The sequence below is a fragment of the Mesorhizobium sp. M0778 genome, from assembly GCF_040320105.1.
Classification (GTDB): Bacteria; Pseudomonadota; Alphaproteobacteria; order Rhizobiales; family Rhizobiaceae; genus Mesorhizobium.
Genome location: NZ_JAMYPA010000008.1, coordinates 14,515 through 36,284, shown reverse-complemented (window position 1 = coordinate 36,284; position 21,770 = coordinate 14,515). Strand labels below are relative to the sequence as shown.

Annotated in this window: 22 protein-coding genes; 9 read left to right on the top strand and 13 right to left on the bottom strand. The window is 63.4% G+C overall.

Translation table 11 applies throughout. The features are described from left to right. Positions 1 to 2 precede the first annotated feature (2 nt). From NKI22_RS13425 to NKI22_RS13410, 4 genes are all read right to left on the bottom strand, one after another. Entirely contained in the window at positions 3 to 608 is a 606-nt protein-coding gene (locus tag NKI22_RS13425) for an RES family NAD+ phosphorylase (RefSeq protein ID WP_352937448.1), read from the bottom strand. Positions 609 to 692: 84 nt separating this feature from the next. After that, entirely contained in the window at positions 693 to 1,130 is a 438-nt protein-coding gene (locus tag NKI22_RS13420; RefSeq protein WP_352815704.1) for an antitoxin Xre/MbcA/ParS toxin-binding domain-containing protein, read from the bottom strand. A 589-nt stretch (positions 1,131 to 1,719) separates the two neighbouring features. Further along, the gene (metF, locus tag NKI22_RS13415) at positions 1,720 to 2,637 is read right to left on the bottom strand and encodes a methylenetetrahydrofolate reductase [NAD(P)H] (protein WP_023676795.1); all 918 of its coding nucleotides are present in this window, start codon (positions 2,635 to 2,637) and stop codon (positions 1,720 to 1,722) included. Continuing rightward, entirely contained in the window at positions 2,637 to 3,659 is a 1,023-nt protein-coding gene (locus NKI22_RS13410) for an ArsR/SmtB family transcription factor (protein WP_352481554.1), read from the bottom strand. The genes metF and NKI22_RS13410 overlap by 1 nt, the downstream gene beginning before the upstream one ends. 139 nt (positions 3,660 to 3,798) lie before the next feature. Between NKI22_RS13410 and tsaA the strand changes: the two genes are divergently transcribed. Both tsaA and NKI22_RS13400 read left to right on the top strand, forming a co-directional pair. Beyond that, positions 3,799 to 4,323: a tRNA (N6-threonylcarbamoyladenosine(37)-N6)-methyltransferase TrmO gene (tsaA, locus tag NKI22_RS13405; RefSeq protein ID WP_352815702.1), complete on the top strand. Its 525-nt coding sequence runs from the start codon at positions 3,799 to 3,801 to the stop codon at positions 4,321 to 4,323. Next, a complete protein-coding gene (locus NKI22_RS13400) occupies positions 4,320 to 4,631 on the top strand; it encodes a DUF2293 domain-containing protein (protein ID WP_352481556.1) in 312 nt (103 codons plus the stop codon). Before tsaA ends, NKI22_RS13400 begins: the two co-directional genes overlap by 4 nt. Before the next feature lie 108 nt (positions 4,632 to 4,739). Here the strand turns inward: NKI22_RS13400 and NKI22_RS13395 are convergent, their stop codons facing one another. The 7 genes from NKI22_RS13395 to NKI22_RS13365 form a co-directional block, all read right to left on the bottom strand. Then, the gene (locus NKI22_RS13395; protein WP_352495780.1) at positions 4,740 to 5,285 is read right to left on the bottom strand and encodes a gluconokinase; all 546 of its coding nucleotides are present in this window, start codon (positions 5,283 to 5,285) and stop codon (positions 4,740 to 4,742) included. 5 nt (positions 5,286 to 5,290) lie between these two features. Further along, positions 5,291 to 6,277, bottom strand: a complete 987-nt coding sequence (locus NKI22_RS13390) for an ABC transporter permease (RefSeq protein WP_352815700.1) — start codon at positions 6,275 to 6,277, stop codon at positions 5,291 to 5,293. Then, positions 6,274 to 7,254, bottom strand: coding sequence for an ABC transporter permease (locus tag NKI22_RS13385; RefSeq protein WP_023721232.1), 981 nt, complete (start codon positions 7,252 to 7,254; stop codon positions 6,274 to 6,276). The genes NKI22_RS13390 and NKI22_RS13385 overlap by 4 nt, the downstream gene beginning before the upstream one ends. Beyond that, positions 7,251 to 8,792: a sugar ABC transporter ATP-binding protein gene (locus NKI22_RS13380; RefSeq protein WP_352851095.1), complete on the bottom strand. Its 1,542-nt coding sequence runs from the start codon at positions 8,790 to 8,792 to the stop codon at positions 7,251 to 7,253. Before NKI22_RS13380 ends, NKI22_RS13385 begins: the two co-directional genes overlap by 4 nt. An 80-nt stretch (positions 8,793 to 8,872) precedes the next feature. Next, entirely contained in the window at positions 8,873 to 9,997 is a 1,125-nt protein-coding gene (locus NKI22_RS13375) for a sugar ABC transporter substrate-binding protein (RefSeq protein ID WP_352937451.1), read from the bottom strand. Positions 9,998 to 10,297: 300 nt separating this feature from the next. Beyond that, entirely contained in the window at positions 10,298 to 11,326 is a 1,029-nt protein-coding gene (gene gntR / locus NKI22_RS13370; protein ID WP_352481561.1) for an HTH-type transcriptional regulator GntR, read from the bottom strand. Between the two features lie 168 nt (positions 11,327 to 11,494). Then, positions 11,495 to 12,727: an MFS transporter gene (locus NKI22_RS13365; RefSeq protein ID WP_352495777.1), complete on the bottom strand. Its 1,233-nt coding sequence runs from the start codon at positions 12,725 to 12,727 to the stop codon at positions 11,495 to 11,497. Between the two features lie 176 nt (positions 12,728 to 12,903). Here NKI22_RS13365 and NKI22_RS13360 point away from each other — a divergent pair, with 176 nt between their 5' ends. The 4 genes from NKI22_RS13360 (at position 12,904) to mocR (ending at position 16,099) form a co-directional block, all read left to right on the top strand. Beyond that, positions 12,904 to 13,191, top strand: coding sequence for a DUF3175 domain-containing protein (locus tag NKI22_RS13360; RefSeq protein WP_352481563.1), 288 nt, complete (start codon positions 12,904 to 12,906; stop codon positions 13,189 to 13,191). 118 nt (positions 13,192 to 13,309) lie between these two features. After that, the gene (gene iolE, locus NKI22_RS13355) at positions 13,310 to 14,221 is read left to right on the top strand and encodes a myo-inosose-2 dehydratase (protein ID WP_352481564.1); all 912 of its coding nucleotides are present in this window, start codon (positions 13,310 to 13,312) and stop codon (positions 14,219 to 14,221) included. 200 nt (positions 14,222 to 14,421) lie between these two features. Continuing rightward, on the top strand, positions 14,422 to 14,628 hold the full coding sequence (locus NKI22_RS13350) for a LacI family DNA-binding transcriptional regulator (RefSeq protein ID WP_023721239.1): 207 nt from the start codon (positions 14,422 to 14,424) through the stop codon (positions 14,626 to 14,628). A 4-nt stretch (positions 14,629 to 14,632) separates the two neighbouring features. Next, positions 14,633 to 16,099: a rhizopine catabolism transcriptional regulator MocR gene (gene mocR, locus NKI22_RS13345; protein WP_352937454.1), complete on the top strand. Its 1,467-nt coding sequence runs from the start codon at positions 14,633 to 14,635 to the stop codon at positions 16,097 to 16,099. Positions 16,100 to 16,265: 166 nt separating this feature from the next. Here the strand turns inward: mocR and NKI22_RS13340 are convergent, their stop codons facing one another. Together NKI22_RS13340 and NKI22_RS13335 are read right to left on the bottom strand one after the other, a co-directional pair. Further along, the gene (locus NKI22_RS13340; RefSeq protein WP_352481566.1) at positions 16,266 to 16,709 is read right to left on the bottom strand and encodes an SRPBCC family protein; all 444 of its coding nucleotides are present in this window, start codon (positions 16,707 to 16,709) and stop codon (positions 16,266 to 16,268) included. A gap of 169 nt (positions 16,710 to 16,878) precedes the next feature. Next, complete coding sequence (locus NKI22_RS13335) at positions 16,879 to 18,123, bottom strand: DegT/DnrJ/EryC1/StrS family aminotransferase (protein ID WP_352641197.1); 1,245 nt, start codon at positions 18,121 to 18,123, stop codon at positions 16,879 to 16,881. A gap of 363 nt (positions 18,124 to 18,486) precedes the next feature. Here NKI22_RS13335 and NKI22_RS13330 point away from each other — a divergent pair, with 363 nt between their 5' ends. From NKI22_RS13330 to NKI22_RS13320, 3 genes are all read left to right on the top strand, one after another. After that, a complete protein-coding gene (locus tag NKI22_RS13330; protein WP_352937456.1) occupies positions 18,487 to 19,458 on the top strand; it encodes a polysaccharide deacetylase family protein in 972 nt (323 codons plus the stop codon). Between the two features lie 67 nt (positions 19,459 to 19,525). After that, entirely contained in the window at positions 19,526 to 20,494 is a 969-nt protein-coding gene (locus NKI22_RS13325; protein ID WP_352641201.1) for a rhizopine catabolism ABC transporter substrate-binding protein, read from the top strand. A gap of 148 nt (positions 20,495 to 20,642) precedes the next feature. After that, positions 20,643 to 21,758, top strand: coding sequence for an ABC transporter permease (locus NKI22_RS13320; protein ID WP_352547088.1), 1,116 nt, complete (start codon positions 20,643 to 20,645; stop codon positions 21,756 to 21,758). The last annotated feature ends 12 nt before the right edge of the window (positions 21,759 to 21,770 follow it).

The window sequence follows — 21,770 nt, the reverse complement described above, 5'->3', positions numbered from 1 at the left end:
CGCTATATGGGCGTGATCGCCGGAACAGATGAACCCTGCCATTCCAGACGCCAGATACCGCCTTGCCGGAGATTCTGAACGAGATCTGGATGGAAGGCGGCAAGGCAGGTCCCGCCAACATGTCTCACGGAAGGATAGACAAAACCGGTCGCGGGGTCTTGCTTGCGGAGTTGCTTCGCCAGCGCCTGACCGGCAGGATAGGCTAAGGCTGTATCCGGATCGAGCACCGGGTCCTTGCTGAACTCAGCGCCGCGCAGATCGTGAAACGAGCCTATGAAGTCGGCAACGAGCTCCGCATAGTCGGTGACGTTTTCGAACCGTTCGATCGCGGCAAGTTCGCGCGTCAGATGAAACGAGACCTCGCCGAGCGCGGTTTCCGCATCGAACGCACAGTACCAGACGCCCCTGGCATCATCGTTGAAACGATTGCCGCCCGGACGGGTGTAAGCGAACGCCGCATTGATGAAGGTGTAGCCCGGCCTCCCGAAAACCAGTTCGCGCGGATCGAGGTCGGGCAATCCCCCTTGCTGCGCCTGAAGACGGCCGCTGGTGGCTCCTTCAAGCTCCGCAAGGTCCTCCAGATCTCCATGATTCCTGGCCAACGGCATCAGGACCGGCTCCTTGAGCCTGCCTGTCGAAATCAGCCGGATCGTGTCGCGCTGGGAAATGTCAGCGCGCGGCGGCATCTGCATTCAAAGTCCGCCACGCAAAGCGTCGATGTGTTGGCGAACCTGCAGCAGCTTCGGAATGCCGCCCTCGATCATCACGTCCAGGGGGCGCCGGCCACCATACAGAGGTCCTTTGTTCGGCAACCGCACCCATTCATCGGCAAGCGCTTCGGAAAACAGAAGCCGCAGTCCCTTGAAGATGCCGATCAGGGCGCTGATGCGTGTCAGCGAATCCTGGGAGAGAACGCCCTCCCACTCGCCTTTCTTCATACGGAACCAGGTTCTCTCCGATAAGTCGCCGATCAAGGTGCAGATCTCGGTGCTGGTCAGATGCCAGATGTCTGCGAGCCTGACGATGCCGGCAACAGCCGCTGGCGTGAGCCGCGCCCGTGCCGATGCATCCGCCAGATTTGCCGGCAAAGCCTGATTTGCAGGATCGCGAACCGCATAAGCGACACTCATTCCAACCTCCATCACTTGGCAGACAATATACTGCCAATTGGCAGGATATGCAAGTCCCGGCTATCCTCACAACGCGCTGCTGGTTGCCCCATCGCATTCGTATGGCGTGCAGCACCCGGTTGGACATGCAAAGGACGCTCTGACGCTCCGAACCTTCAGTCGGTCCGAAAATCGAATCCGATTTCTGGAGCGGTAGCGCTGCCATTCTCGTTACTGCCCCGGCTTTGCCACAGATTATTCACAGGTCCCGAGCCGGCTTTTGACAAAGAGTTTCAATGCCTAACGGCAAACGGCAGGTCGCAAATTCCACAATCTCGTCGCATTGCAGCAAAGTTTCTGCTTGCCTGTGGCACAAATGACCCTAGACTCTCGCCATAGCTCTTTAAGAGGAGGCTATGACATGGGACTGACGAGGCCGATCAACGCATTGATGATTTGTGCTGCGTTTGCATTCATCGGCGCCCTCATTATGGGCGTCCTTCCATAAGGCCGCTAAGCGGGGGAAGACCAGCACCGAATACTACAACCATTGAAAGGGCCGGGCATTTTGCCCGGCCTTTTGCATTCCCCCGATCTTTGACATTTCGCATTACGCCGCGGCCGATCCAGCTGCCTCGACTTCGTGCGACCTGATGCCGATCATGTGGCAGATGGCAAAGACCAGATCGGCCCGGTTCATCGTGTAGAAGTGGAAATCGCCGACGCCGCGCTCGACAAGGTCCAGCACCTGCTCGGCCGCAACCGCGGACGCCACCAGCGCATGCGTTTGCGGGTCGTTCTGCAGCCCATCGAAGCGCTCGGCCAGCCATGCCGGCACCAAGGCGCCGCAACGCGCCGAGAAGTTGGCGACCTGGGTGAAATTGTGGACCGGCAATATGCCCGGCACGATCGGTATGTAGATGCCGGCCCGCCGTGCCCGCTCGACATAGCGTTCATAAAGATCGTTGTCGAAGAAGAACTGGGTGATCGCCCGCGTCGCTCCATTGTCGGCCTTGCGCTTCAGCATGTCGAAGTCGGTGGCGAAATCCGGGCTTTCCGGATGCTTTTCCGGATAGGCCGAGACCGATATGTCGAAATCGCCGGCGCCCTTCAACGCGTCGACCAGCTCGGCGCCATTGGCATAGCCTTCCGGATGCGGCCGGTAGGCCGCGCCGACGCCCTCGGCCGGATCGCCGCGCAGGGCGACGAAACGCTTGACGCCCATATCGGCGAACTCTCGGATCACCGCATCGACCTCGTGACGCGCCGCATCGACGCAAGTCATGTGCGCCGCCGGCGTCAGCGTCGTTTCGTTGAGGATGCGCTTGACGGTGCGGGCCGTGCGCTCGCGGGTCGAACCACCGGCGCCATAAGTGACGGAGACGAATTTGGGCTTGAGCGGCTCCAGCCGGGTGACCGTATCCCACAGCCTTGCTTCCATCTCGTCGTTTTTCGGCGGAAAGAACTCGAACGAAACCCTGACCTTGTCGCCGATGTCGGGGCGGCGGGAGAAGCGGAACTGGTTCATCAGGCGGTTTCCCCTATCGGATACGCATTGGCCGGTTGTCTGTCGTTGGAAGGCTCGGCAATCAGCATGCGCCGATCGCGGCCGAGCCAGAGTTTGACGGTGAGCTTGGCCTCGTTGCCGCCGCGCGGCTCGAATTCCTGGCTGTCCTCGAGATCGAGGCCAGCCTCGGAAAACCAGTCGCCGATTTGCCGGTCGGAGAAGCCGAGACGCAAATGCGCGTGCTCGTCGCGCAAGAACTCCAGCGTGTGCGGCGCGAAATCGACGATCACCAGCCGGCCGGCCGGGCGCAACAGCCGCGCCGCCTCGCGGATGGCGCGGGCAGGATCGTCGAGATAATGCAGCACCTGATGGATGGTAACGAGATCGAAGGCGTCGCGTTCGACCGGCGGCGCAAAAATGTCGCCCTGCCGCACCTGCGCATTCGAAACGCCGGCCTTGTCGAGATTGGCGCGCGCCACCGTCAGCATCTCGCGCGACATGTCGATGCCGACACCGCGCCGATAGAGCGGCGAAAATATCTCGAGCAGCCGTCCGGTGCCGGTGCCGAGATCGAGCATCGACTGGAACGGCCGCTTGCCGACGAGCTTGACGAGTGCTGCTTCGACCGCGCGGTCCGGCACGTGCAGCGAGCGGATGTGGTCCCAGCTTGCGGCGTTGACCGAGAAATATTCGGCAGCCCGGTCCTGCCGCTTGCGCTTGACCGCGGCCAGCCGTTCGAGATCACGCTCGACCTGCGGATCGGCGCCGCGGATGCCGGAGACCAGCCTGAGCACGAAATCGCGCGAGGAGTCGGAATCCGAAAGCCGGAAGAAGGCCCACGAACCCTCCTGGTAGCGGCCGATCAACCCGGCCTCCAGCAGCAATTTCAAGTGGCGCGAGACGCGCGGCTGCGACTGGCCGAGGATTTCGGTGAGATCGGAAACGGTCAGATCGCCGCGCGACAGCAGCGCCAGTATACGCAGCCGGCTGGATTCGGCTGCCGCCTTCAATGTATCTACCATCGTGTCGAGAGCGACATGCATGCGAGCATTCTCTTTGAAAAGATATAAACATATGTTTATGTCGATTTTGATAGGCTTGCAAGCGCTATGTCGCTTCCGGACAAGAAAATGACGCATGCGTGGCGGATCGCGCAAAGCCGGAAGCATCGAGGCGAGAACCATGTTCGAAACGCGCAGCGGCGAAAAGCTTCTGGAAACCGACCCGGAAACGATGCCGCTGGATGGCCGTGTCGTCTTCATCGGCCGCATCGCTTCGCCTTGGACGACACGGGAAACCTGCCCCAAAAACATGAGGGCCGCGCGGGAGACAGGACAGCCGGCGCACTTGGTCATCGACCCGCTCTACCGGGATGGCCTGCTTGGGCTGGAACGCGCCAGCCACGTGATCATCCTGTCCTGGCTGCACCATGCGCCGCGGCAACTGATTGTCCAGAAACCCCGCCATGCAGTTGAACCGAAGGGCGTCTTTTCACTGCGCTCCCCTGCCCGGCCGAACCCAATTGGGCTGCATGTAGCCAGGCTGGTTGCCGTCGACATCGATATCGGCCGCATCGATCTCGACGCCATCGACGTGCTCGACGGCACGCCGGTCATCGACATCAAGCCCTATTTCGCTTCGACCGATGCCTTCGCCGAGGCGACCATGGCCGGGCGGGACGAGTCACCCAGATCGGATGAGCAGTGAGCGCCCCGACCGGCCGCCGCCGCGCCATCGCCAAGGCACTGACAGCGCTCCTGCCGCTGGCGCCCTATGCCGACATGGAAAAGATCCGTGCCGATGCCGGCGCCGTGCATATGAAGACCTTGCCACCGAGCATTGCCGTATGGCTGGCGACAATAGCCCACATCCGCCATATGCACACCGACTACGAAAAGCTGCTGGCCGAAGGCTATGACCGCGATTCCGCGCGCTTCTTCGTCATCGAACAGACCAACATCGTGCTCACCCGCTGGCGCGCCACCCGCTTGCTCGACGATGGCGATGAGGCATAGAGCGATGCAAGCACACGCGTCGAGTTCTACGCTCTTCACCATTGTGATTGGCGAAATCCAGGGATGACAGCCAATCTCGAAAGTTGCAGGACTGAACGAGGCGCTAAACTAGCGTGCCAGCAAGCTCAAGGCAGTCGCGACGATGTCGGCGACCGGACGCGTGCCATCCAAGGTTATTGCCGCCTCGTCCGTCGCTGGCGCCTCCAGCGTGGCGAACTGGCTGTCGACCAGGCTTGCCGGCATGAAGTGGCCCTTGCGATTGCCGACGCGCCGCATCGCCGTTGCCGGGTCGATCTCCAAATAGACGAAAACGATATCCGGGCAAAAGCCGCGCAGGCGATCGCGATAGCTGCGCTTCAGCGCCGAGCAGGCGGCGACCACACGTTGCCCGCTTGCGATCGACGCGGCCATGCGCTGGCCGATCGCGTCGAGCCAGCCTGCGCGCAGCGCGTCGGTAAGCGGTTGTCCGCTCGCCATGCGCGCGACGTTTTCGGGCGGATGCAGCCTGTCGCCTTCGATAAAGAGGGCGCCCAATGCCGCTGCAAGCGCTTCGCCGACGACCGACTTGCCGCAGCCGGCAACGCCCATCACCACGATGGCGGGTATCGTTCGAACAGTGCTCGCCGGCTTATATGACACGTCGTTCCCGGTCATGCAGGTCAGCGGCTTGCCGGCGCGCGGCCATAGAGCAGCAGCATGGCGACGATGACGACGCCGTAGATGATCTGCCGCCCCGCCTCCGGCATCTGCATGACGGAAAGGATGGATTGCAGGAGCGTGATCAGGATGACGCCGGCGACGGTACCGAGATACGAGCCCCGTCCGCCGAGGATCGAGGTGCCGCCGAGCACCACGGCAGCGATCGACGGCAGCAGATAGGCATCGCCCATCGACTGTGCCGCCTTGGAGGCATAGCCGGCCAACAGCACGCCGCCGAAGGCCGAGAGCCCGCCCGAAACCGCAAAGGCGATCATCACCACGCGCCGTGTGTCGATGCCGGAAAGATAGGCGGCACGCTCGCGGTTGCCGATGCCGTAGACAGTGCGGCCGAAGCCGGTGCGGGTCAGCACGAACACCATTGCGGCGCCGATCAGCGCCCAGATGAGAACTGCGTTCGGCACGCCAGGAACGGCAAAGCCGGTCGCCAGATAGCGCATCGCACCGGTTGCCGAATCCTGCGGCGAGAAACCGCCCGTATAGACCACCATCAGCCCCTGCGCGACCGCGTTGGTGGCGAGCGTGATGATCATCGAGGGAATGCGCAGATAGGCGACGCCAATGCCGTTGACGATGCCGATCAGGACACCGCAGAAGATGCCGAACGGAATGGCAAGCACCACGCCGACAGGGCCGTACGCGGCTGCGGCACAGGCCATCATTGCGCCGACCGCCACCGACCATGGCACCGACAGGTCGATCTGGCCGAGCAGGATGACCAGCATCATGCCGGTGGCGATGATGCCGAGAAACGAGGCCACCTTGAGCTGCTGCAACAGGTATTCAGGCGACAGGAAGCTGCGCGAATAGAGGCTGCCGAGGAAAAGCAGCAGCACGATACAAGCGAACGCCGTCAGCACCGCCGGGTCGGCGCGGCGGAGGAATTTCGGCATGCGGCCGGCGAGACCACTCACAGTCGTTTCGCTCACAGGAACCACTCCAGCCGGTTGCGGACCCGGAACAGGGCGAAGGCGCCGAGGCTGACCGCGATCAGCAGGATGACGCCCTGGAACAGAGGCTGCCAGAGCGGATCGAAATCGAAGACGAACAGCAGGTCGCCGATGGTGCGGAAGGCAAGCGCGCCGAAGATCGCGCCGATGGCGCTGCCCTTGCCGCCGAACAGCGACACGCCGCCAAGCACGACCGCGGCGATTGAAAACAGCGTATAGGCGTTGCCGCTCGCATAGGCCGCATCGCCGGTATAGGTGAAGAACGTCAGGAACAGCCCGCCGATCGCGGCAAGCAGCCCGGCAAGCGCATAGGCGGCGAACTTTCCACGCCGGATCGGCACGCCGGACATGTAGGCCGCCATCTCCGAGGAGCCGGCTGCATAAGCGGCGCGGCCGAGCACCGACCGGCTGAACGGCACCCAGACGACAAGCACGACCGCCACCAGCGCCACCAGGCTCGCCGGCACAATACCAAACAGGCGCCCGGTCAGCGCGTCGGCGAGCCCCTCATTGACCGAGCCGCCCGGAAACGGCCGCAGCAGCAGCGCGATGCCGAAATAGACCGCGCCGGTGGCGATGGTGGCGACGATCGGCTGCAGGCGCCCATAGATAACGATGGCGCCGTTGATTGCCCCGCACAGCAGCCCGGTGCCGAGCACGGCGATGACGCCGAAGGCGGTCTCGATGCCGGTGCCGACGACCAGCCACGACGCCAGGCAGTTGGTCAGCGTGAAGATCATGCCGACGGAGAGGTCGATGCCGGCGGTGATCACCACCAGCGTCTGCGCCATGGCGACGAAGGCGAGCAGCACGCCCTTGTTCGAAGCCGTCTGTACGACGTTGGCGGTGAAGCCCGCCGGATGGTTCGAGGTGTAGATGACGAACATGACGACGAAGATGCCGAACGCCAGCAGCGTTCCGCGCTGTTCGGCAAGCCAGTAGCGCCAATCCTTCACGCGTCCGCTCCTTGCTTTGGCATCTCTTCGTGAATGTTGAGCGCGCTGGCGATCAGCGCCCGCTCAGTGATTTCGGCGCCGACCAGTTCACGCTTTACCGCGCCGTCATAGAGCACCAGCACCCGGTCGCAGCAGCCGATCAGCTCGTCATAGTCGGTCGAATAGAACAGGATTGCCGCGCCGCCGTCGGCAAGCTTGCGCATCAATTGGTAAAGCTCCTGCTTGGTCCCGACATCGATGCCGCGTGTCGGATCGTTGAGCAGGATGATGCGCGGCTGCCGCATCAGCCATTTGGCGATGACGACCTTCTGCTGGTTGCCGCCGGACAGCGCGCCGACCGGAATGTCGAGGCCGGCCGTCTTGATCGCCAGAAGACCGACCATGTCGTCGATCAGCCGCTGCTCGGCGGCGCGATCGATGATGCCGGCCCTGGACAGCCGGTCAAGGGCGGCGAAGGAGAGGTTTTCGCGCACCGTCATCGGCAGCATCAAGCCTTCGGTCTTGCGGTCCTCCGGGATCAGCGCCATGCCGATCCGGTCATCGCGCGCGGCGGCCGGGCTGGCGATCGCCACCGGCCTGCCGTCGATCAGGATCTGGCCTGACAGGCCGCGTAGCACGCCGAAGAAGGCGAGCAGCAATTCGCGCTGGCCTTGGCCGTCGAGGCCGCCAAGCCCAACCACCTCGCCCGCCCCGACCGACAGCGAGACATCGTGCAGCCGATCCGTCCATGACAGGCTGCGCGCCTCGAGAACCGGCGTAACTGCAGCAGCCGCCCGCGCGGGCTTGGGCGGAAAGATGTGGCTGTATTCGCGCCCGATCATCAGTTCCACGACCTCATTGTCGCTCTTGGTGCCGGCCGCATAGCTGGCGACATTGCGGCCATTGCGGAACACCGTGCACTGGTCGGCCAGCTCGGCGATCTCGTTCATGCGGTGCGATATGTAGAGCAGCGCCAGCCCTTCCGAACGCAACCGCTTCAACACGGCAAAAACCCTGGCGACGTCGGCGGCGGTCAGAGCCGAGGTCGCCTCGTCGAGGATCAGGATGCGTGGCTTGCGCGCCAGTGCCTTGGCGATCTCGACCATCTGCCTTCTTGAAAGAGGAAGATCCTTGACCAGCGCCAGTGGATGGATATCGGAGGCGCCGGCGCGAGCCAGGGCTTCTTCCGCAACGCGGCGCTGTGCCTTGCGGTCGATCATGCCGAAACGCTTGGGCGGATCGGAAATGGCGATGTTGTCAGCCACGCTGAGTTCGGGGACGAGCGACAGTTCCTGGAAGATGCACACGATGCCGGCCTGGTTGGCGGCGGCCGGCGAAGCGAAGGTCACTTCGCTTCCGTCCAGCATCATGCGGCCTTCGTCGGGCGCGACGACCCCCGCCATGACCTTGATCAGCGTCGATTTGCCGGCGCCGTTCTCGCCGAGAATGGCGTGGATGCTGCCTGGAGTGACCGACAGCTCGGCCTTTTCCAGCGCCCGCACGCCGCCATAGCGCTTGGATATGCCTTCCATGCGGAAGAGCGGAACCGCACCGTCCATCGGCCCTCCCCAGGCGCTTGGCAATCAGGATGTCGAGCGCCGACGCCGCGGGATTTGCCGCGGCGTCGGGCTGTTGGAGCTTACTGGTTTTCCTTGCTCTGGCCCATGATTTCCTGCGCCGTGAAATTGATGCCGCAGGTCGGGAAGGAATTGCCGACGAAGAAATTGTCGGACTGGTCGGGGAAGTAATCCTGGCCTGCCTTGAAGTTCGGATCCTCGACGATCGCCAGCGGCAGCTTGACCGCTTGCGGCACGACCTGGCCTTCAAGTGCCGCGATCGCTGTCTTGATGGCAACCGCAACCTGGGCCGGGCCGGTACCGGCCGACGAGCATTTCAGGCCGTCAGCGGCGAACTTGGCGCAGAATTTGCGGAAGCCATTCTCCGTCTCGCCGCCGAACGGCACGAACGGATGCTTGGCATCGATCATCGCCTGCACGATGCCGGTATCGCCGCCCTGCCCGGTAACGCCGTCGAAGGGACCATTGGTGGCAATGGCGTCGGCCGAAGCCTTTTGCGCAACGCCGTCATCCCATTTGCCGACGACCTCGGTGACATCCCACTTCTTGCCGGACGCGTCGAGAACCTCGTGGATGCCGTTGTGACGGTCGGTGTCGACGGACGTGCCGGCGACGCCGCGCACTTCCAGCACCTTGCCGCCGTTCGGCACGTGCTTGACCAGCCAGTTGCCCCACAATTCGCCAAGGCCTTTCTGGTCGACATTGACGTTGATGGCATCCTTGGTGTCGAGGATGTTGTCGAAAGCGACCAGCACGACGCCGGCTTCCTTGGCCCGCTTGATGACAGGGCCGAATGCGGTCGGATTCTGAGCGTTGACGACAATCGCGTCATAGCCGGAATCGATGAAATTGTTGATTGCCGAAATCTGGGCCGGCACGTCTTCGCCGGTCGAGACCACCTTGAATTCCTTGAGCTTGGCTGCGACCTCCGGCTGCGCTGCATAGGCCTTCGCCGTCTGCACCATCTGGATGCGCCACGTGTTGGCGATGTAGCCGTTGGCCAGAGCGATGCGGTATGGGCCGTCTTTTTTGGGGAACTTGAAGAACTGCGTATCGGCCGACCAGGGTGCGAAGCACTCAGGCTCGGCCGATGGCCCCTTGACGATTTCAGGCTCGGCGAGCGCCGACGAGCTCAGCATGACAAAAGCAGTGGCGGCAACGATACCGCCAACGAGTGACTTGATCATCGATATTCCTCCCAGTTGCAGTTTGTTTGTTGTTACGTCGATGAATTTGCGCGTTCCCGGCCCGGCACCTCCCGCCTTACCCGTTGCGCGTTCAGGTGGCCGAATGCCGACCCGATTTCCTCCTTTATTGCCCGGCTAATCCCGCAAAAAACTATCATATTATACATAATAAACAAGCATGAGCTGTCGCTTATGTATAATAAACAGACTCCGCTCTTCGAGGCGAAATTCCGACCGTGGAAAGTGGTAGCGCTACCATGACGTTATGTAAAGCGCCATTTACATTGCGTTGAGCTCGCTTCAGCGCGCCGTGCTTTCACGTCGCTTGAGTTCGAAGCCGAGGTCGACGACCCGCTGCTCCGGCCTGTTGCCCTCGATAGCCGCAAGCGCCATAGCGACAGCCCGCCGGCCGATCTCGTAGCGATAGGTCCGAACGCTGGTGACCGACGGGAAAGCAACCTCCATCATGTCCAGATCGTTGAAGCCGACGATGCCGATCGTCTTCGGCACGGCGATCGAAGCGCGATGGCATTCGAACAGCACGCCAAGCGCGATATCGTCATTGTTGCAGAATACCGCGTCGAGGCTCGGCACCTTGGCCAGCGCGTCGCGGAACAATTCGCGGCCGAGTGTCACGCTGGAGGGCACCGGCGTCGTGGTGGTGAGCCTCGGATCGAACAGGCCGGCCGCCTCCATCGCCGCGCGATAGCCGGCAAGCCGCCGCTGCGAACGCGGATCCATGCGCGCGCCGATGAAGCCGATCCGGCGATAGCCCGCCTCGATCAGATGTTCCGCCGCCGCCTTGCCGCCCTCGAAATGTGAGAAACCGACCATCATGTCGACCGGATCGGGCCCGGTCTCCATCACCTGCACGACCGGACAGCCTGCCGTTTCCAGCAGTTTTCGCGAGGCCGGCGTCTGGTCGATGCCGGCCACGATCAGCGCGGCCGGGCGTTGCGGACCAAACACCTGCAGCAGCCGCTCTTCCTCGAGGCCGGAATAGTGGGTGTTGCCGAGCTGGATGCGGAAAGGGCCGTCCGACAGGCTGTCGTAGATGCCGCGCACCACTTCGGCAAAGACGTTGTTGGTAAGCGACGGTACCAGGACGCCAAACACCTCGGCGCGCGCCGACGCCAGCGCCCGCGCATTCGGGTCGGGCACATAGCCGAGCTCGTTCACCGCAGACTCGATCTGGCGGCGCAGATCTTCCGAGACGCGCCCCGGCTCACGCAAGGCGCGCGATACGGTAATGGCGCCGACGCCGGCCTTGCGGGCGACGTCGGCGATGGTCGGGCGGCCGCCGCCGCGGCGCGAGCGCGGCTTGATCACTATACTCGTCCCGACGCCGGGCAACCGCCCAGACGCGACCGTGAGACGATGTTCAGGGTCTTTGCCACTGCTGCCTTGCCAACCCGTTGCCACACCTTGTCTGGCGTCGCGCAGCCCTCGGCTATTGTCAAGCGACCGCCGGAGAGACTGTGCCCGTGTCGCCGTGCTTCAGGCCGTCACAGCAGCGCTCCACCGGGCCTTCCACAGCAGCAGCACCATGGCCAAAATGTTCAGCAGGTTCCAGGCAATGCCGTTGAGGAACGCGGCGGCATACGAACCGGTCAAATCGTAGATCCAGCCCGACATCCAGCCGCCGATTGCCATGCCGAAGATGGTCGCCATCATGACGATGCCGACGCGCTGGCCAGCCTCTTTGGCAGGCATATATTCGCGCACGATGATCGCATAACAGGGCACGATGCCGCCCTGCGACAGGCCGAAGACCAGCGAGACGACATAAAGCGAGGCAAGCCCGTCGAACGGGATGTAGAACAACAGCGACAGGCATTGCAGCACCGAGCCGATCAGCAGGGTTTTGACGCCGCCGATGCGATCGGCAAGGAAGCCCGAGCCAAGCCGACTGACGACGCCCGCCGCCAGCATGATCGACAGCATATCGGCGCCATGCGCCACGCCGTAGCCGAGATCCATGCAGTAGGCGACGATATGGACTTGCGGCATCGACATCGCCACGCAGCAGCCGAGTCCGGCGACGATGAGCAGCGCCTGCAAGGCCGCCGGCGACAGCGAGATCGGCTGGACCACGCGGCTGCCCGGCGATCCGGGAGCCGCGTGGGGCGGTGCGCCGCGCCGGAGCAGCAGGATCAGCGGCACCATGGTGACCAGGCAGACGACGCCGATCGCGGCATAGGTGAAGCGCCAGCCTTCGGTCTGCATGACATAGGGCATCGCCGTCGGCCAGATCGCTCCGGCGAGATAGTTGCCGGACGCGGCAGCCGTCACCGCAACGCCGCGGCGCCGGTTGAACCAGTGCGAGATGTCGGCAATCAGCGGCCCGAAGATCGCCGACGAGCCGACGCCGATCAACAGGCCCTGGACGAGGGTGAACTGCAGGATCGAACTGGTCAGCGACGCCAGCAGGAAGCCGGCGCCAAGTGTAATCGCGGCAATCAGCGCCGGAACCCAATACCCCACGCGGTCGATGGCGCGGCCGAACAGCACATTGCCGGCGGCAAAGCCGACCATGGTCGCAGTATAGGGCATCGAGGCAGCGGCGCGATCGACGCCGAATTCTGCCTGCACGGCGGGCAGCACCACAACCACCGCCCACATGCCGACCCCGCCTATGGTTGCCAGCAGCATCGAGACGCCGAGCCGTATCCAGGCATAGGCACTGTCGATGCCGGAACTTGCTGCCTGGTTTGAGACGATGGGGGTCAAGAACGTTTCCTGTCCGCAGTTCTTAAATCGGCGGTTCTGACCACTATCAGCGCATTCGCATCGCGGAGCAGCGCCACGACGGGCCAATCCGTGGCTCCAGGGATGCGGGCCGAAGTGGAACAGTGGCGCACCATAGGGCGTTTTCTTTTCGAACGAGCTTGTGGAAGGAGTTTGCCATGACCGCGCAACGGAAATGGTCTGCCGACGTCACCGAGCATAGCGACGCGCTGGATCTCGAGGAGCACATCTTCGAATCCCACGATCCGAGGAAGATCGCCGCCTCGCTGAGGCGGTCGGCCGAGCACAGCGACCGGCGCAAGGCGGGGCCGTTTCAATCCGCCATGTCGATGCTGAATTTCTACATCAACCGCGCCGGCAAGAACCTGCCGGCGGCGCAGAAGAAAGTGCTGGAGGACGCAAAGGACGAACTGCGCGTCCTTTTTGGCCGCCCAAAGGAAGACTAGAATCGGTCACTATTGATTGGTTCTGCCAAATCAGGCTGAACTGGACCTAGTGACAGGGCCTCTTTGTCGCCAGTCTGCAGGCTGGCTTGCATTCGCAAGCCTGCAAAAGCCTGGCGTCATGACGGTCAAGATCGGCATCAATCCCATCACCTGGAGCAATGACGACGTCCCGGCGCTTGGCGGCGACACGCCGCTGCAGACCTGCCTGTCCGAAACCGCACAGGCCGGTTATCGCGGCACCGAGCTCGGCGGGAAATTTCCGCGCCAGGCTGAGGTGCTTGGGCCGCTCCTGTCCTCCTATGGCCTGGAACTCGTCTCCGGCTGGTATGATGGCCGCATCCTCGACCGCACGGTCGAAGAGGAATTCGCGGCGATTACCCCGCATCTGGCGTTGCTGCGCGACCTCGGCGCCAAGATCGTCGTCTACGCCGACACCTCGCGCGGTCGCCATGACGGCATTTTCGCACCGATCTCCGAGCGTCCGCGCCTCGGCGACGGCGACTGGCGGGCCTATGGCGAGAAACTGACCGCCCTCGCCACCCGCATGGCCGCATTCGGGGTCGGCATGGCCTTCCACCACCACATGGGCACCATCGTCGAGACGGACGATGAAGTCGACAGGCTGATGGCGGCGACGGGGCACAGCGTCGGACTGTTGTTCGATACTGGCCACTGCCTGTTTTCGGGCGGCGACCCGCAATCGCTGTTGCAGCGGCATCTCGATCGTATCGTGCATTTCCATTGCAAGGATGTTCGCAGGGCGGTCCTGGAAAAGGCACGCCGCGAGGACATGAGCTTCATGGCGGCGGTAGTGGACGGCATTTTTACCGTGCCCGGCGATGGCTCGGTCGATTTCCTGTCATTGCTGAAACCCCTCGCCGCGCGCGGCTATGAGGGTTGGATCGTTGTCGAGGCTGAGCAGGATCCGGCCAAGGCGCATCCGCTGACCTATGCCAGCAAGGGCTATTTCTCGCTGCTCGCCACCGCCCGGCAGGCCGGCTTCGAAGTGGCAACGCGGCAGGCAAACTGACCGGCCCGCATTGCGAGCCGGAGGAACATAATGGGCGCGCGCCTCGATGGGGTTAGCGACGCGAATGCGCCCGGCGATCCGCGCCGCCTTGCTCCCTGCGCGGCGCGGATCGCAGAATCCCGGCTCTGGATTTCAAACCCCGACGTTCGAGCTTGAGGCCGGCCGGAAGCCGTGCCTTGATGCAACCGAGGAGGAGCGACATGGCTTTCGAAGCTGCGCTTGGCATGGAACGGCTTTGCACCATCCGGGAGATTGCCGAGAAGGCGGAACTTGGCGCCGCCACCGTTCATCGCGCGCTGAAGAACAGCCGCGAGGTCCACCCCGAAACCAGGCGACTGGTGCTTGATACCGTCTGTCGGCTCAACGAGGAAAAGATCGCCCGCGCCGCCCGGTTCGTCGGGGGATAGTGCCTTGGCCGACCACATGCGCCTTTCCCTCGACATCATGTCGGTCGACCGCGCTTCGGAAGAACCGATGCATCGTCAGATCTACGGCGCCTTGCGACGCTTCATCCTTGACGGCCAAATCCCGCAGAACACGCTGCTGCCGTCGACGCGCTCGCTGGCCGAAGACCTCAAGGTCGGGCGCAACACGGTCATCGCCGCCTATGACCAGCTCCTTGCCGAAGGTTTTATCGAGGCGCGCGCCGGATCGGGCACCTGGGTAGCGCCGATCCAGCAGAACCGTCCCTTGGCATCGCTGCGCGCCGGACTGGCAGCGCCGCAAAAACTGTCGCGGCGCGGCCAGACCATCGTCAACGGCCCGCAACCGCCGCGTAATGCCGGCGTCATCAATTTCCATCCCGGCGTGCCTGAAACGGCGTCGTTTCCATTCACCATCTGGTCAAGCCTTCTGGTGCGCAATGCACGCAGCCGCGACGAGAGCCTGCTTGGTTATCTCTCCTTTGCCGGCCACCCCGGCCTGCGTCAGGCCATTGCCTCGACCATCGGCCTGTCGCGCGGCATCAGCTGCACCGCCGACCAGGTGATCATCGTCACCGGTGCGCAGGCAGCGCTCGATCTCGTCTCGCGCGTGCTGATGGACGAAGGCGACCATGTCTGGATGGAGGAGCCCGGCTATCTCGGCGCCAAGAGCGCCTTTCTCGCCAGCGGCGCCAGGCTGGCACCGTTGAAGGTCGACCGGCGTGGCTGGCATCTTGCCGATCCGGAGCTGCCGCCGCCGCGGCTGATCTATGTGACGCCATCCTGCCAATGGCCGTTCGGCACCATCATGCGCATCGAGGAGCGATTGCAGTTGCTCGACATCGCCGAACGCAACGGCGCCTGGATCGTCGAGGATGACTATGACGGCGAATACCGGTTCCGCGGCCGGCCGGTGCCGGCGCTGCGCGGGCTCGATCATGCCGACCGCGTCGTCTATATCGGCAGCTTCGGCAAGACGCTGATCCCGGCGCTGCGCATCGGCTATCTGATCGTGCCGCGCGAACTGTCGGTGCCGTTCGACCGGGCGGTGAGCATCACCGGCCAGTTCGCGCCGCTGATCCTGCAGGCAACGGTCAACGATTTCATCACGCAGGGCTATTTCGCCACGCACCTCAAACGCATGCGCCGGCTCTATGCGCGCCGGCAGGCGAACTTCGTCAAGCTGTGCCAGGAGCATCTGGCCGAATGGCTGACCGTCACGGAAAACGATTCCGGCATGCAGCTGCTGGCGAGCTTCGTCAGGCCCTACAAGGACAGCGACGTGATCGCCGCCGCCGTCAAGGAGGGGCTCGACGTCCAGGGCATCTCGATCAACTACCATTCCACAGAACCCGAGCACGGCCTGCTGCTCGGCTATGCGGCAATGGACGAACGCCAGATCCTGCGCGCGGTGCTGGCGCTGCGCGCCGCGTTCCTAAGGTTGGACAGAAGCTAGAGCCAGGCTTCGCCAATCCGGGCTTTCCGGCGCCGGCGCATGTTGCCTGGCAAGATCGGGAATCCCTAGGATCCCGGCTAGCGACGCCGATGCAGCCAAGGCAGCGCCCGCTTCGCTCTCTTGGCGCGAAGAGATCGCCCCCACGGATCAGCCGCGCGCGCTTACCCTACTGCTTGATCTCGGGTTCGACGAGTTTCGCCAGATTTCGCAGCGACTCCTGCCAGCCGAGATAGCAGGCCTCAACCGGGATGGCATCTGGAATACCGGCCTGCGTGATATTCACTTCGGTGCCGACCGACACTTTCTTCAATGTCACGGTCACCTCGATCTCGCCGGGCAGGTTGGGGTCGTCGAACCGGTCGGTGTAGCGCAGCTGCTCATTGGGCACGAGCTCGACATATTCGCCCCCGAACGAGTGGCTGTCGCCGGTGGTGAAGTTGCGGAAGGACATTTTGAACGTACCGCCGACTTTCGCCTCGAAGTGATGAACCGTGCAGGTGAAGCCGTTCGGCGGAAGCCATTTCGCAAGTGCATCCGCTTCGAGGAACGCGCGGTAGACTTTCTCCGGGCTGGTTGTCAGAACGCGGTGCAGACGTACGGTGCCGGGCATATCGTTAATCCTCCGTGTTGGTGATCGATGCCCCTAGGACGAGCGGGAGCCCGGCCTATCCGACACGGGCCTGCGGATTTTTTGACGACCGGTTATGCCGGCCGGAATCCTCGCCCGGCCGCCGGACAAGGAACTCGGCCGCAGGGTAGCAAACCGCGTCGGAACTGGTCTAGTTCACACTGTCGAACTTCTGCAGATCAACCGGTGCCGCTTTGCGCAATTCGACATCATCCAGCGAAGCATTTTCCAGCGCCACCCGCGCCGCCGCGTCGATGTTGTGGATCATGTCCTGAATATCGGTATCGTCATGCGCCGGGTTCATGGCGATCATCACCGTGCGATTGAGGATGTCGAGCGAGCGCTTGCCGAGGTCGTCGGCGTAATCCAGCCGCAGGTCCTGGTTCTCGGGCAATGCATAAGGATTGAGCGCCGGATGATGCGCCCCTTCATGCATCAGCACCTGGTCCCACTGGGTGAAATTGTGACGGCCGGTCTTGCCGGCAACGACGCTCGGAATGGTCTTCGAAAAAGTCTGCGCCGCCTGCTCGCTCGGCAGTAGGTACATCACCTGTGCGGCGCAATCGTCGTCCGGGCTGTTCATCGGCGACGGTGTCAGACCGAGATTGCCGAGATGGCGGGTGCCGGCCAGCACCATCTTCTTCTCGGCGCGCATCGCCTCGATGATGCCGTCCAGTCGATCGAGTTGGACGTTGAGCATCGCCCCCATCAGTTCGGAAGCACGCGCGCCGATGCCGGCGAAGGGTTTGATGCTGTCGCTTCTGCCCTGCCAGTAGAAATGGCAAGGGTCGATGGCGCAGCGCGCCCGCTCCGCCACTTTCGGGTCGCTGGTGGCAATGCCGCCGCCCTCGCCCGAGGTCATGTTCTTGAAGTAGTTGAAGGAATAGGCGCCGGCATGGCCGATCGAGCCGAGCTTGCGGCCCTCATAGCCGCCGCCGATGCCTTGGCAGACATCCTCGAGCACCAGCAAGCCGCGCTTGGCAGCAATGTCCATGATCGCATTCATGTTGCAGGCCGCGCCCCACATATGCACCGGGATGACCGCCCTGGTGCGCGGCCCGATGGCATCGCGCAAGGCGACGGGATCGATGGTCAGGCTCTCGTCGATGTCGACGATGACGGGAATGGCCCCGACCGACAGCACCGCGGTCGCTGTCGCCATATAGGTGTGCGCGGGCACCAGCACTTCGTCCCCCGGACCGATGCCGAGCCCGATCAGGCCGGCCGCGAGCCCATAGGTGCCGCTGGCGGCCAGTGCGAAATGCTCGACGCCAAGATGCTGCGCATAGCGGGCCTCGAAGCGGTCGCATTCGCTGTCCTTGCCGTAACGAAACAGCGCGCCCGAGCGGATCACCCTGGCAATGGCTTCGATTTCCTCTTCGCCGGCGGTGTACATGGCAGGCCTCCAAGTTACTTGGTAGTTTGGGTCACTTGGTATGTGGGTCGCTTGATGGTGTGGACAGCTGTAGGCTTGTGGGCACAGTTTGGAAGAACCACTCCGCCGCTATTCGACCAAGCCATCTGCGCCCGGAAGACGGTTCCTATGAGTGGTTTTGAACCCTGATTGGGGAAATCGGCAGCTAAGTGTCTCAGCCGGCAGGCAAATCGTACCCATCCGAATTCGCCAAAGTGGCCCTGTCGGAAAGCCAGCTTTCGGCGTTCCATTCCGGCCAGTTGGGCAAACGGTTGGTTCCATGAGATACGGGACACACTTTGGAAGACCCTCGAGACCGGCGCGCCGGCGGAAAGGCCGACATTCGTGAACGCCGCCGGCTCCAGCAAACGGATCGTGCTCCACGAGGACGATGTCGGCATGTGCCACGGCGCCAACAGCGCCTTTCTCGAATTGAACGGGCTAGGTGTCTGCAGTTCCGGCGCGGTGATGGTGCCGTGCCCGTGGTTCCTCGAAATGGCCGAAAGCGCCGCAGCCAACCCTGGCCTTGACCTTGGCGTCCACCTGACGCTGAACAGCGAGAAACAGCACTACAAATGGCGGCCGCTGACCGCGCCGTCGCGGGCGGCCGGCCTGACCGACGAGTTCGGCTTCTTATGGCCCGACGTGGCGACCACGCGCCGCAAGGCGGTGCCGCAGGCGGTCGAGGCCGAGCTTCGCGCCCAGATCGACACCGCCTATCGCGCCGGCATCGACGTCACCCACCTCGACGCGCATATGGGCGCAGCATTGTCGCCCGAATTTTGCGACATCTACATCAAGCTCGGGCTCGAATATCAGCTGCCCGTGCTGCTGACCAAGACCCTGTCCGCTTATTCCCCCAACGACAATCTGGTCGGCGTCACCGAGGAGGCGTTCCAGCGCGGCGTGGCGCTGGCCCGCGCCGGCGGCTTTGCCATTTTCGACGCCGCCATCCAGACGACCTGGGGCCGGCCGCGCTCCAGGCCGATCGAGCCCGTTTACAAAGCGCTCATCGAGGGTGTGCGCGAGGGCCTGACTTTCTTTTGCCTGCATTGCAACGCGCCCGGTGAACTCGAGCTGATCGAGCCGCGCTCCGCCTATATCCGCACCGAAGAGTACGACCTGTTCCGCGACCAGGGCTTTCGCGACTGGCTCGCCGCACAGCCGATCGATGTCATCGGCATGAAGCCGTTGCGCGAGGAGCTTCGCGCAGCACTCTCGGCCGGGCGATCGTCAACATCAGCCCGCAACAACGCGGGCGAACAGCGATTGACGTCGGCAAAGGCCCGCAAAGCGGCCACCCGATCCGCGACGTGAGCCGATCGTCGCGGCCGGAAAACGGCGCCAGAGGGATTGGAACTGCAACGACAAATGGGAGAATAAGATGAAAACTCTTCTGAAAGCGGCATTGGGCGCCTTCGTCACGGCGGGCCTGATGACAGGCATTGCATATGCCGCGGGCCTCAAGGATCCGAAGGACGTCCACATCACGTTCGTCGTGCATGGGTCGGCGTCCGATCCCTATTGGTCGGTGGTCAAGCGCGGCGTCGATGACGCGGCCGCCCTCACCGGCGCCAAGGTCGAATATTACGCGCCGCAGGTCTTCGACGTGGTCGAGCAGGCCCGGCTTCTGGACGCCGCCATCGCCACCAAGCCGGACGGCATCGCGGTCTCCATCGCCGACGCCAATGCACTCGGCAAGTCCGTCAAATCCGGGCTTGCCGCCAATATTCCGATGGTGGTTCTGGATTCCGGCGAGAAGGAAGGCGCCGAGCTCGGCACCACGCTCTATGTCGGCACCGTTTCCGAATATGATTCCGGCAAGAAGGCCGGCGAGCGGCTGGCCAAGGGAGGCACACTCAAGGTCGTCTGCATCAACCACGAGGTCGGCAATGTCAGCCTCGACCAGCGCTGCCAGGGCCTCAATGACGGGCTGAAGCCATCCGGCGGCGGCACCGAGGTTCTGGCCGTGGCGCCCGATCCGGCCGACATCCAGCGCCGCACCGAAGCCTATCTGTCGGCGCATCCCGACACCCAAGCCGTCTTTGCGCTTGGTGCCACCGCCGCCAATCCGCTGATCCCGATGTTCCGCGACAAGGAACTGTTCGGCAAGCTCAAGCTCTACACTTTCGACATCAGCCCGGAGGTCCTCGACTCTGTCGTCGCCGGCGAAATGGGCTTCGGTATGGATGCCCAGCAATATCTGATGGGCTATCTGCCGGTGATCTATCTGGTCGAGCAGGCGACGCACGGCTTCTGGCCGCAGAACAACGCCTATACCGGGCCGCTGTTCATCGACTCGCCCGAAAAAGCCAAGGCGATCCTGGCCCTCGCCAAAGAGGGCATCCGCTAGGCCAGCACTCCGACGGAACGGGAGAATGCGCCAGGCGCTCTCCCGATCCGTTCGAAGATTGCGAATTGAGCGATTGGAGAGCCTAATGGCGGTCGTGGAAGACAAGGCGATACCTCCGGGCGAACTGAAGGCGACCGACCGCTTCGGCATGACGTCGAAGCGGGCCGCCGGCGCCGACGAGCGGCTGGCCAGCACCGGCAAGCTGACCCAGTGGCTGCGCCGGCCGGAAGCCGGTGCTGCCGGCGGGCTGCTTGCGACGATCATCATCTTTGCGCTGCTGCCGGGCGCAGCGAACCTCTATTCGCTGCAGGGGTCGATGACCTTCCTGACGCTGTCGGCGGAGCTCGGCATCGTCGCCACGGCAGCAGCACTTCTCATCATCGCCGGCGAGTTCGACCTTTCGGTTGGCTCCATGGTCGGCTTTGCCGGTGTCGTCATCGGGCTGACTGTGAAGTACTGGGGCCTGCCGCTATGGGGCGGTATCGCCTGCGCCTTCGCCGTTGCCATCCTCACCGGCTATCTCAACGGCCTGATCGTGGTGAAGACGCGCCTGCCCTCCTTCATCGTCACGCTCGCCACGCTCTATATCCTGCGCGGACTGTCGATCGGCATCACCCGCGCCGTCACCGGCCGCACCCAAATTCCCTACATCCTCGAAGGCGTACCGGACCCGGCGACGGCCGGCATTTTCAACGGCCATCTGCTCACCGGCCTGTTCCACTGGATGGGCGCGCAAGGCTGGATCGGCACCCGCAGCGACGGCATTCCCTTCGTCGCCGGCATTCCGATGTCGATCGTCTGGTGGCTTGGCCTGACGGCGCTGGCCGGCTACGTGCTCACCCAGACGAAATACGGCAACTGGATCTTCGCCACCGGTGGCGACCTGATCGCAGCTCGCAACGTCGGCGTGCCGGTCGATCGCGTCAAGATCAGCCTGTTCGTCTACACCGCTTGCGCGGCGACGCTGCTTGCCACCATCCAGGTGATGGAGGCGGGCTCCGCCGACACCACGCGCGGCCTGCTCAAGGAGTTCGAGGCGATCATCGCCGCCGTCATCGGCGGCGTGCTGCTCACCGGCGGCTACGGCACAGTCTATGGTGTGCTGTTCGGCGCGCTGATCTTCGGGCTGGTGCAGATGGGCATCTTCTACACCGGCATCGACACCGACTGGTTCAAGGTCTTCCTCGGCATCGTCATCCTGATGGCCGTGCTGGTCAACAACTACATCAGGCTGAAGGCGCTCGGCCGCGGAGGTGGCAAATGACCGAGCGGGCCC

Excerpts from the sequence above, each read along its gene's own strand:
- NKI22_RS13340 (WP_352481566.1), bottom strand. The coding sequence starts at position 16,709 with ATGCCCGGCACCGTACGTCTGCACCGCGTTCTGACAACCAGCCCGGAG.
- iolE (WP_352481564.1), top strand. The coding sequence starts at position 13,310 with ATGACGGTCAAGATCGGCATCAATCCCATCACCTGGAGCAATGACGAC.
- tsaA (WP_352815702.1), top strand. The coding sequence starts at position 3,799 with ATGTTCGAAACGCGCAGCGGCGAAAAGCTTCTGGAAACCGACCCGGAA.
- NKI22_RS13375 (WP_352937451.1), bottom strand. The coding sequence starts at position 9,997 with ATGATCAAGTCACTCGTTGGCGGTATCGTTGCCGCCACTGCTTTTGTC.
- NKI22_RS13335 (WP_352641197.1), bottom strand. The coding sequence starts at position 18,123 with ATGTACACCGCCGGCGAAGAGGAAATCGAAGCCATTGCCAGGGTGATC.
- metF (WP_023676795.1), bottom strand. The coding sequence starts at position 2,637 with ATGAACCAGTTCCGCTTCTCCCGCCGCCCCGACATCGGCGACAAGGTC.
- NKI22_RS13360 (WP_352481563.1), top strand. The coding sequence starts at position 12,904 with ATGACCGCGCAACGGAAATGGTCTGCCGACGTCACCGAGCATAGCGAC.
- NKI22_RS13320 (WP_352547088.1), top strand. The coding sequence starts at position 20,643 with ATGACGTCGAAGCGGGCCGCCGGCGCCGACGAGCGGCTGGCCAGCACC.
- NKI22_RS13380 (WP_352851095.1), bottom strand. The coding sequence starts at position 8,792 with ATGGACGGTGCGGTTCCGCTCTTCCGCATGGAAGGCATATCCAAGCGC.
- NKI22_RS13350 (WP_023721239.1), top strand. The coding sequence starts at position 14,422 with ATGGCTTTCGAAGCTGCGCTTGGCATGGAACGGCTTTGCACCATCCGG.
- NKI22_RS13420 (WP_352815704.1), bottom strand. The coding sequence starts at position 1,130 with ATGAGTGTCGCTTATGCGGTTCGCGATCCTGCAAATCAGGCTTTGCCG.
- NKI22_RS13395 (WP_352495780.1), bottom strand. The coding sequence starts at position 5,285 with ATGACCGGGAACGACGTGTCATATAAGCCGGCGAGCACTGTTCGAACG.
- NKI22_RS13325 (WP_352641201.1), top strand. The coding sequence starts at position 19,526 with ATGAAAACTCTTCTGAAAGCGGCATTGGGCGCCTTCGTCACGGCGGGC.
- NKI22_RS13410 (WP_352481554.1), bottom strand. The coding sequence starts at position 3,659 with ATGCATGTCGCTCTCGACACGATGGTAGATACATTGAAGGCGGCAGCC.
- NKI22_RS13425 (WP_352937448.1), bottom strand. The coding sequence starts at position 608 with ATGCCGTTGGCCAGGAATCATGGAGATCTGGAGGACCTTGCGGAGCTT.